The organism is Pectobacterium sp. PL64, assembly GCF_022477975.1.
Classification (GTDB): Bacteria; Pseudomonadota; Gammaproteobacteria; order Enterobacterales; family Enterobacteriaceae; genus Pectobacterium; species Pectobacterium jejuense.
Map to the genome: position 1 here is coordinate 1063263 of NZ_CP092070.1, position 1966 is coordinate 1065228.

The 1966-nt window shown below is 49.8% G+C and carries 1 protein-coding gene; it reads right to left on the reverse strand.

Features of this window, described 5'->3' with window-relative positions:
* Positions 1-212: 212 nt before the first annotated feature.
* Complete coding sequence (locus HP572_RS04615; protein ID WP_240584891.1) at positions 213-1877, reverse strand: cyclic peptide export ABC transporter; 1665 nt, start codon at positions 1875-1877, stop codon at positions 213-215.
* Between the last annotated feature and the right edge of the window lie 89 nt (positions 1878-1966).

A 1966-nucleotide genomic window follows, 5' to 3' on the forward strand; every position in this document is an offset into this window, starting at 1 on the left:
GATGCAGAGGAAAAGTGGAATGTGCACCGCAAAGACGTTTGCACGTGAAGGTATTGAATAAAGTGATAAAAACAAGAATCCCGCTTAAGTTTCCTTAAGCGGGATTGTTTAAATTTGGCTCCTGACTGGGAACGCCTTTGCCAGTAACTGGCTAATAAATAATATAAATATGAATTTTCTTTCTGTCAAAACCACCAGCATGAACCCCATGGCTAAACAGCATTACCTTCATCAGCGATGAGCCGACCGTTTTCGAGCTTGATACAATGATCGGCCAAGTGGAAAAAGCGATCGTCATGTGTGATCGCCAATACCGCCTTACCACGCGCGGCCAATTCGGGCAGAAGTTCCTGATAAAAGACGCGTTTGAATAAGGGATCCTGATCGGCTGCCCACTCATCGAAAAGATAGAAAGGGCGATCCTCCAGATAGGTTACGACCAGAGCGAGGCGTTTACGCTGTCCTTGCGAGAGGTCGCGGGTAGAAAAATAGCCGTTTTCCACCGTGACCTTATGTTCCAGATGCAGTTTGGCCAGCAGCGCATTAGCGCGAGTGTCCAGCGTTGAGTCGGTATCATTCAACCCAATCAGTGATTCGAAAAGGTGGAAGTCAGAGAATACGGCGGAGAACAGTTGTCGATAGTTGGCTCGATTACTATCAACGACCTCGTGACCGTCAACGGTAATTGTGCCGCTTTCCGGCGTATATAGGCCGATCAGCAGTTTGGCAAGAGTCGTTTTTCCGCTTCCGTTGCCGCCAATCAGAAACGTAATTTCCCCCCTCCTGAGCGTCATATCAATAGGCCCTAGCTGAAACACCCGGTCCTCTTTCTCACGGTAATAGCTATGGAGGACACCGGACAGACGGATAGTTTCTGCATTGCCAAATTCATGTGCGGAGACGGTATGATCGATGGCGTCGCGCTCGTCCAGCTCAGATAATATCGCGCTAATTCTTCGTAATGAGACGCGGGCAGAATTTAACGTTGGAACGCTATTGAGTAATCCTTCCAGCGGCATCAGCATGAATAAAAATACGATGACGTAGCCCGCCAGCGCGGTTGATTCAAGCCCGGGTATGACGGTGGGAGAAAAAATGACAAGGCCAAGGAAGCTGTAGAACAGAAAGAGGATCCAGCCAACGCCGAAAGCATAAACACCGAAGGCGCGGGTACGATTTTTGCGTACGGTGTCGATTTCTTTACCAAGTGACTGATTGAGAAATGCGTGTGCGCGGGAGACGTGTAATTTGAGCTCTTTTGCACCAGAAAATAGCGCATTAAAGTGGGTAAACAAGCGATCCTGTGCCTGTCCAGCGGCTCTCAGAGAGGTGAATGCCGTGCTTCCACCCAGGCTGTAACCCAGCGAGCCAATGACAACAATTGCCAGCGCTAAAAAGAAGATAGGGAGCGATAGCCAGGCAAGGTATCCCAGACAGCCGATGACGATAGAACCTTGCATCACAATGTTCGGTAGCGTGAAAAACAAGAGCGAGACATTGGTGGAGTCATCCGTGATGATCGACTGCGCACGCGAGGCACCCAGTTCTTCTATCTGACGGAAGGGCGCACGAGCCACGCGGCTTGAAATAAGTTCGCGCATTTTCGCCATGGTTCCCTGGCTCAGTCTGGCAAAAATGACGCCGCTGAGAATACGGCAGGCAATCGCCAGAACAGTCAATATGGCAAAATACCAGGCGAGCGGAGCATAGTCATCGGTGGGGGTCAGCAGCGCTTTGTTGATTAAGGTAATCAGTAAAACGCTGGAAATACCATTGGTGACGCTGGCTACTGTGGCAACCGTCAGTATCCATCGTGAATCGAACAACAGTGAGAGTAAAAGCTGTATCGCTGGGTTTTTGGTCGTCGACGTTTTCATATTATTATGTCCACACGTTATTGAGACGTACACGATGCCGAGATTCGCGACCAGCCTGATACGCTGGCCGCGTCAACAGCCTGCTTTCG

Excerpts from the sequence above, each read along its gene's own strand:
- HP572_RS04615 (WP_240584891.1), bottom strand. The coding sequence starts at position 1,877 with ATGAAAACGTCGACGACCAAAAACCCAGCGATACAGCTTTTACTCTCA.